2 protein-coding genes are annotated in these 8,748 nt (G+C 72.6%); both read right to left on the bottom strand.

Translation table 11 applies throughout. From position 1 onward, the window contains the following. Nucleotides 1-867: condensation domain-containing protein (locus tag VGO20_RS01555; RefSeq protein WP_327500522.1), on the bottom strand; the 867-nt coding region annotated here is incomplete at its 3' end. Between the two features lie 2 nt (nt 868-869). After that, a complete protein-coding gene (locus tag VGO20_RS01550) occupies nt 870-8,714 on the bottom strand; it encodes a non-ribosomal peptide synthetase (protein ID WP_327500521.1) in 7,845 nt (2,614 codons plus the stop codon). Between the last annotated feature and the right edge of the window lie 34 nt (nt 8,715-8,748).

Here is an 8,748-nt window from a genome sequence, read left to right as displayed (position 1 = left end):
CGTCCCGTGCCGCTGGCCCAGCGCCTTCAGCTTCGCCGTCAGCGCCTCGTCCAGGTCCAGGCGCACGAAGCCGCCGGCATAGTCCTGCTGCGCCGGCCGCCGCCGGTCGGTCGGCAGCTCCAGCAGGGGCGGCGCGCCGGACAGCGTCTCGCGCCAATAGGCGGCCTGGCGCTCCAGCGCGTCGCCCGACAGCCATCGCCGCTGCCAGGCCGCGTAGTCGGCATACTGCACCGCCAGCGGCTCCAGCGGGTCGCCGCCGCCTTGCGCATAGGCGCGGTACAGCGCGCCCAGCTCCCGGGCCAGCACGCCTATCGACCAGCCGTCGGAGACGATGTGGTGCAGGGTGACCAGCAGCACGTGGTCCTCATCCGCCAGCCGGACCAGCCGGCCCCGGGCCAGGGGCCCGCGCTCCAGGTCGAAGGGCAGCGCCTGCTCCTGCGCCATCAGCGCGTCGAGCGCGGCCTCCGGGTCGGCCATGCCCGAGAGGTCGTCCGAACGCAGCTCGAAGCCCCGGCCCGGGACGCCGACGTGCAGTCGGGGCTCGCCGCCGTCGTCGGCGAAGGTCGTGCGCAGGGCCTCGTGCCGGTCCGCGATGCGGTCGAGCGCCCGGCGGAGCGCGGCGCCGTCCAGGTCGCCGCGCATGCGGAAGCCCAGCGGGACGTGATAGGCCTCGCCGGCACCGCCGCCCATCCGGGCCAGGAACCACACCCGCTGCTGCGCGAAGGACGGGCGGTCCCGGTCCTCTCCGGCGCGCCCGATCGGCGCGTCCTGCCACTGCTCCGCCTTCCTGGCCATGAGCAGGTTCCGCAGGCGGGCGCGCAGCGCGGGATCGGAAGCCGGAGCGGCGGGTGGAAAGCGGTCGTCCATGGCTATTTGACCCCGAGCTCTTGAAGGCGGGCGAGGATTTCGTCGTCGGACATCTGCTCCAGCTCCGCCGCCAGCAGGGCGGACGCCTGCTCGTAGCGGTCGAGCTCGGCCTTGCTGGACGCGGCCAGCCACGACCTCATGCCCGCGACCGTCGGCGCATCGAACACCGCCCTGACGCCGACATCGATGCCAAGATCCTGGCGGATCCTGGAGACCACGCGCACCGCCAGCAGGGAGTGACCGCCGAGATCGAAGAAGTCGTCGTTGCGGCCGACCCGCTCCAGGCCCAGCACGTCGCCCCAGATCGCCGCCAGCGCCTCCTCGGCGGCACCGACCGGGACCACGTAGTCCCGGGAGACGAAGGCCCCGCCCTCCGGGGCCGGCAGCGCCTTGCGGTCCACCTTGCCGTTCGGCGTCAGCGGCAGCGCGTCGAGCCGGACATAGGCGGCCGGCACCATGTAGTCCGGCAGGACCGAAGCAAGATGCTCGCGCAGGGACGAAGGCTCCGCCGTCCCGGCATGATACGCGACGAGCCGCGTGTCGCCGGGCTGGTCCTCGCGCGCCAGCACCACGGCCTCGCGCACGCCGGGATGCTCCAGCAGCCGTGCCTCGATCTCGCCCAGCTCGATCCGGAAGCCCCGGATCTTGACTTGGAAGTCGTTGCGGCCCAGGAACTCGATGTTCCCGTCCGGCAGCCAGCGGCCGAGGTCGCCGGTCCGGTACAGCCGGTCGCCGTCGACGAACGGGCTCGCGACAAAGCGCTCGGCGGTCAGTTCCGGACGGCTTTGGTACCCCCGCGCCACGCAGGGGCCGCCGATGCAGATCTCGCCCGCCACGCCGACGGGCACCGGCTCCATCGCCGCGTCCAGCAGGTAGACCCGCGTGTTCGCGACCGGGCGGCCGACATGGTCGAGGGGCAGGTCCGACGCCTCGATGCGGGCCTCGGTCGACCAGACCGTGGTCTCCGTCGGCCCGTACACGTTCCATGCCTCGGTGCTTGCGGCCAGCAGGTAGTCGCGTACGTCGCCGGGCAGGGCCTCGCCGCCGCACAGGGCCTTGAACGGCCGCTTGCGGCGGCCGCCGCCACGGGCGAGCAGGCGCCACGTGCCGGGGGTGGCCTGGACGATCGAGGCTCCGCTCCGGTCGAGAAAATCGCCCAGGGCCTCCCCGTCGACGGCGGTCGGCCGGTCGGCGATCGCGGTCCTGAACCCCCAGGCCAGCGGCAGCCAGAGCTCGAGGCAGCTGATGTCGAAGGAGATCGGCGCGATGGCCGCGAACACGTCGTCGGGCCCGACGCCGAGCCGGCCCGCCGTGCTCGACAGCCGGTTCACGAGGGAGCCGTGCTCGACCATGACGCCCTTGGGCGCCCCGGTGGAGCCGGAGGTATAGATCACGTAGGCGAGGTTGCGGCTGCCCAGGCCCGCCACCTGCGGATCGGCATCGGGCCCCCGCCCCTCCTCCTCCACCTCGACGACCGGCGGGCGCGCCGCCAGCCCGCCCATCGCCGCCTCCAGCACCGCGCGAGCCGGCCCGTGCGTCAGCGCCGCCACCGGCGCGCAGTCCCGCAGCACATAGGCCAGCCGCTCTGCGGGATGGGCCAGGTCGAGCGGCACGTAGGCCCCGCCCGCCTTCAGGATGCCGAGCAGGCCCACGACCATTTCCGGCGACCGCTCGACGCAGACCGCCACCCGGTCGTCGGGCTTCACGCCCAGCGCCAGCAGGCGGTGCGCCACCCGGTTCGCCCGCGCGTTCAGTTCGCCGTAGCTCAGCGACCGTTCGCCGTGCACGACCGCCGTCATGGCGGGGTTGCGCCGGACCTGCGCCTCGAACAGCTCGTGGACGCAGCGTCCCTCCGGCCACGGCGCCGCCGTGTCGTTCCATTCCGCCAGCAGGCGGCGGCGCTCGTCGGGCGGCAGGACGTCCAGCCGGCCCACGGGCACGGGCGAGGCCTGCTCCAGCGCCTCGGCCAGGGTCTCCAGCGCCCGGTGCATCATCGCGCACACCCGGTCGGGACTGACCCCGCCGCCGACCTGGGCCACCAGGGTGAAGTCCTCGCCGTAGTCGTTCACCGACACGGTCAGGGGATAGTTGGTGCGCTCCTCGTTTCGAAGATGCTCGATGCCTTCCCAGGCCCGCGCGGCGTCGGCGTCCGCCTGCTCGACCCTGTCGATGTAGCGGTAGTTGAACAGCGACGTGAACAGGGGTGCCTGCGATGCCAGCGCGCTGCATTGCCTCACGAAGGTGAGCGGCGCATGCTCGTGGCGCATCAGTTCGCCCAGCAGGTGGTGGGCCTCGGCCACGCAGTCCCGCGCGCTCGCCTCGCCCAGCCGCAGGCGCACCGGCAGGGTGTTGAGGAACAGGCCCATCACCCGGTCCGCCCCTTCCCCGCCCTGCATGCGCCCGAACAGCACCGTGCCGAACACCGGGTCCCGCCGGCCCGAGGTCCGGGCCGCCACCTGGCCCCAGGCGACGTGCATCAGGCTGGCCGGGCTGACCTTCAGGGCGCGCGCCGCAGCCCGCAGGCGGCGCGACAGCCCCGCCTCGATCGGACGGCGCGCCTCGGCGATCCCGCTGCCGTCGCCCAGCACGTCCAGCAGCCCGAACGGCGCCGTCGGCTCGTCGACGTCGCCCAGCAGCGACCGGAAGAACGCCTCGCGCTCCGCGGCATCCGTCCTCTGCCGCGCCTGGACCACGAAGTTGCGGAACGGCAGCGGTGCCGGCAGCGCATCCGGGCGGCCGAGCATGTGGGCCTGGATCTCCGCCAGCATGACGTCCACGCTCGTGTGGTCGGTGCACAGGTGGTGCAGCAGCCACACCGCGACCCAGCGGCCGCGGTCCAGGTCGCGGGCCACGGCGAGGCGCATCATCGGGGCCCGGCGCAGATCCAGCCGGTAATGCCGCGGATCGAACCGCGCCCAGAGCTGCTCCGCGACATCGCCGTCACGGGGATCGAGCACGACCTCCTCGACCTCCAGCACGGCATGGCGGCGCACCACCTGCACCGGCTCGGGCAATCCCTCCCAGAGCACCCCGGTCCGCAGGACGTCGTGACGGGCGATCATGGCCTGGATCGCCGCCACGTAGGCGTCCAGCCGGTCCCGGCCGGCAAAGCGCGCGAGGCTCCGCATCAGGTAGGCGTCGCCCGCCTCAGCCATCAGGTGGTGGAACAGGATGCCTTCCTGCAGCGGCGCCAGCGGATAGATATCCTGTATGTTCGCCGCCCCGCCCGGCACCGCCGCGACGATCCGGTCGATCTCCTCCTGGCTCAGCCTCGCCAGCGGCAGCAGGTCCGGCGTGATCGCGGTGCAGCCCTCCGGGATCGGGTTCGCCGGCACCGCCACCGTCGCCTCGCCCGTCGCCACCTCCGCCGCGAGGTCCGACAGGGTAGGTGCCGCGAACAGCATCCTTACATCCCCGTGCAGGCCTTCCCGGCGCATGCGCTCGAGCACCCGTACCGCCAGCAGCGAATGGCCGCCGAGATCGAAGAAGTTGTCGCGGCGGCCGACCCGCTCCACGCCCAGCACCTCGGCCCAGATCCTCGCCAGCGCCTCTTCCGCCGGCCCGGCCGGCGCCTCATAGGCTTGGAACGCGAAGGCTTCGCCGTCCGGCGCGGGCAGCGCCTTGCGGTCCACCTTGCCGTTCGGCGCCAGCGGCAGCGCGTCGAGCCGGACATAGGCCGCGGGCACCATGTAGTCCGGCAGGGCCGACGACAGATGCTCGCGCAAGGACGCCAGTTCGGACGCCAGTTCGGACGACGGTTCCGGCGCGCCGGCATAGTAGGCGACCAGGCGCTTGTCGCCGGGCTGGTCCTCGCGCGCCAGCACCACGGCCTCCCTGACGCCTGGATGCTCCAGCAGCCGCGCCTCGATCTCGCCCAGTTCGATCCGGAACCCGCGGATCTTCACCTGGAAATCGTTGCGGCCCAGGAACTCGATGTTCCCGTCCGGCAGGTAACGGCCGAGGTCGCCGGTCTTGTACAGCCGGTCGCCGTCCACGAACGGGCTCGCGACGAAGCGCTCCGCGGTCAGTTCCGGGCGGTTCTGGTATCCGCGCGCCACGCCGGCGCCCCCGACATGGATCTCGCCGGCGATCCCCTCGGGCACCGGCTCCATCCACTCGTCCAGCAGGTAGATCCGCACGTTCTTGATCGCCCGGCCGATCGGCGCGCCGGGACGGTCCCACAGGCCGTTTTCCAGGCCGTCCCTGTCGCAGGCCCACGCGGTCGCATCGACGGCGGCCTCGCTGGGTCCGTACAGGTTGTGCAGCGCGGCTTGCGGCAGCTCCGACCAGAAGCGCCGCATCATCGACACCGGCAGTTCCTCGCCGCTGCAGAACGCCAGCCTCGGCGTCGTGCAGGCGGAGACCGCGGGCTGTTCCAGGAACCCCGCCAGCACCGCCGGCACGAAATGCATGACGGTGACGCCCTCCCGGATCGCGAGGTCCACGAGGTAGCCGGGGTCCTTCTGCGCGTCCGGCCGGGTGATGACCAGCTTGGCGCCCGTCGACAGCGTCCAGAAGAACTCGAAGGCGGAATCGTCGAAGCAGAACGTCGTCTTGGCCGGCACCACGTCGCCCACGGACATCCCGTAGGTGTCCTGGAGCCACATCAGGCGGTCGGCCACGCCGTCATGCTCCTGCATGATGCCCTTCGGCTTGCCGGTGGAGCCCGACGTGTAGGTGATGTAGACGATGTTCTTTCCCGTCAGGCCGACGTCCCCGCGGCGGGGGTTGCCGGCCGGCCGATCCGCCCATTTCTGCGCATCGGCGACCAGGTCCAGCGTCGGGACGGGCTCGGCAAGGCTCTCCATCGCCGCTTCCAGGGTCGCGCGCGCCGCCTCGTGGGTCAGGGCCGCGACCGGCGCGCTGTCCTGCAGCATGAAGGCCAGGCGATCGGTCGGGTAGGCCGGATCGAGGGGCAGATAGGCCCCGCCCGCCTTCATGATCGCCAGCAGCCCGACGATCATCTCGGGCGAGCGCTCCACGCAGATCGCCACCCGGTCGTCCGGCCGCACGCCGCAGCTTCGCAGATGATGGGCCAGCCGGTTCGCCCGGGCGTTCAGCTCCGCATAGCTGAGCGAGCCCCCCTCCCAGGCGAGCGCCGTCGCGTCCGGGGTCGCGGCGACCTGGTCCTCGACCAGCTCGTGGATGCACCGGTCCTGCGGGTATGCCGCCGCCGTGTCGTTCCGCTCCACCAGCAGCCGGTGGCGCTCCTCGGGCGGCAGGGCGTCCAGCTCGCCCATCGGCGTCGAAGGACGTCGTTCCAGCGCCTCGACCAGGGTCTCCAGCGCCCGGTGCATCATCGCGCAGACGCGCTCCGCGCTCACTCCGCCGCCGACCTGGACGCTGAGCGCGAAGTCCGCGCCGAAGTCGTCGACCGACACGGTCAGGGGATAGTTGGTCCGGTCCTCGACGGAGATGTGGTCGATCCCCGTCCAGGCCTCGAGGCGCTCGGCATCGACGCGCTCCGACCGGGGCGTGTATCGGAAGTTGAACAAGGAGGTGAACAGGGGTGCCTGCGCCGACAGGGCGCTGCACCGCTTGGCCAGGGCGAGCGGCGCATGCTCGTGGCGCATCAGCTCACCCAGCAGCCGGTGGGTCTCGACCACGCAGTCCTGCGCGCTCGCTCCGCCCAGCCGCAGGCGCACCGGCAGGGTGTTGAGGAACAGGCCCATTACCCGGTCCGCCCCTTCCCCGCCCTGCATGCGCCCGAACAGCACGGTCCCGAACACCGGGTCCCGCCGGCCCGAGGTCCGGGCGACGACCTGGCCCCAGGCGACGTGCATCAGGCTGGCCGGGCTGACCTTCAGGGCGCGCGCCGCCGTCCGCAACCGCCGCGACAGCCCCGCCTCGACCTGGCGGCGCGCTTCGGCGATCCCGCTGCCGTCGCCCAGCACGTCCAGCAGCCCGAACGGCGCCGTCGGCTCGTCGACGTCGTCCAGCATCGACCGGAAGAACGCCTCGTGCTCCTCCTGGCTGAGGCCCCGGCGCGCCTGGGCCACGAAGTTGCGGAACGGCAGCGGTGCCGGCAGCGCGTCGACGCGGCCCAGGAGATGCGCCTGCACCTCGGCGAGCATCACCTCCATCGTGGTGTGGTCGGAGCACAGATGGTGCAGCAGCCACACCGCGACCCAGCGGTCATGGACCGGATCGAACGCCACGGCGAGGCGCATCGTCGGCGCCCGGCGCACGTCCAGCCGGTAATGCCTGGGATCGAACCGGCGGCGCATCTGCTCCGCGACGTCCCCGTCGCGGGGATCGAGCACGACCTCCTCGACCTCCAGCCGGGCATGGCGGCGCACGACCTGTACCGGCTCGGACAGTTCCTCCCAGACGACCCCGGTGCGAAGGATGTCGTGGCGGGCGACCACCGCGTTCAGCGCGGCCAGGTAGCCGTCGAAGCGCGCCCGGTCGGCAAAGCCCATCAGCACGGCCATCAGGTAGGCGTCGCCCGCCTCGGCCATCAGGTAATGGAACAGGATGCCTTCCTGCAGCGGCGCCAGCGGATAGATGTCCTGGACGTTGGCCGCCCCGCCCGGCACCGTCGCGACGACCCGGTCGATCTCCTCCTGGCTCAGGCTCACCAGCGGCAGCAGGTCAGGCGTGATCGCGGTGCAATCCCGCGGTATCAGGTTCGCCGGCACCGCCACCGCCGCCTCGCCCGTCGCCACCTCGGCCGCGAGGCCGGACAGGCTGGGTGCCGCGAACAGCATCCGCACGTCGCCGCGCAGCCCTTCCCGGCGCATGCGCTCCAGCACCCGCACCGCCAGCAGCGAGTGGCCGCCCAGATCGAAGAAGTTGTCGTGCCGGCCGACCCGCTCCAGGCCCAGCACCTCGGCCCAGATCCCCGCCAGCGTTTCCTCGACGCGACCGACGGGAGGTTCGTAGGACCGCGACGCGAAGGCCTCCCCGTCCGGCGGCGGCAGCGCCTTGCGGTCCAGCTTGCCGCTCCGCGTCAGAGGCAGGACGTCGATCGAGATGAAGGCGCTGGGCACCATGTGCTCCGGCAACACCTCCGTCAGGTCGGCCTTCAGCTCGGTCAGCACGGCCGATTTCAGGCGCGCGGCCAGCGGATCGTTGAGGTGGTCGAGGGGATCGCCCTCCTCCACCGGCGCCGCGGGACGGTTCGCGGCAGCCCGGCGGTCGGTCATGACGACGTCGAAGCAGGTGCCGTCCGCGCCCGGCGTCCAGGTGGCCTCGGCCTCGTAGCCGTGCCGCGCGCCCAGCGCCCGGAACTGCTCCGGCGTGGCTCCCGCCTGCGACGCCGCCTCGCCCGCCACCTTCAGCGCCCCGGCCGTCAGCTCCCCCTCCGCCTCGCGAAGGCGGCGCAGCACTCCCAAATCCCGCGCCAAGCGCCGGTTCGGCACCCCCGAAACCCGGATCACCGGCGCGGCCCCGGTCCGCAGCGCCCGCTCCAGCGCGCCCAGGGCGTCGGCACCCCAGGCCAGGACCGTTTCAGATTCCGCCACTCCCGCCGGCGCCCCCGTCCGGATCGCCACGTCGTAGCGGTACCGCGTCAGCTCGTTGTCGCCCCCGCCCTGCTTCAGCAAGACCTCGACACCGCCCACCCCGGGCAGCGCGCCCGGCAGCAGGCGGAAGAAACGCGGCGCGATCACCAGTTCCTTCTCCTGGCGGATCGCCCGCGACACCCGGCGGCGCAGCGCGTCCACCGGCAGCTCGTCCTCGGCCCGCGACAGGGCCACCGAGCCGTAGAAGCACTCCTGCAGGTCCCGGTTCCGGACGTCGCCCACGAACAGCGTCCCGCCCGGCCGCAGCACCCCCAGCGCCCCCGACAGAACCCGCAGCAGGTACTCCCCGTCCGGGAAGTACTGGACCACCGAGTTCAGCACCACCGCGTCGAACGAGCCCGCCGCCAGCCCGGTG

It is taken from the genome of Arenibaculum sp. (assembly GCF_035998295.1).
GTDB lineage: Bacteria > Pseudomonadota > Alphaproteobacteria > Azospirillales > Azospirillaceae > DASYHS01.
This window is presented reverse-complemented; position numbering and strand designations above follow the sequence as displayed.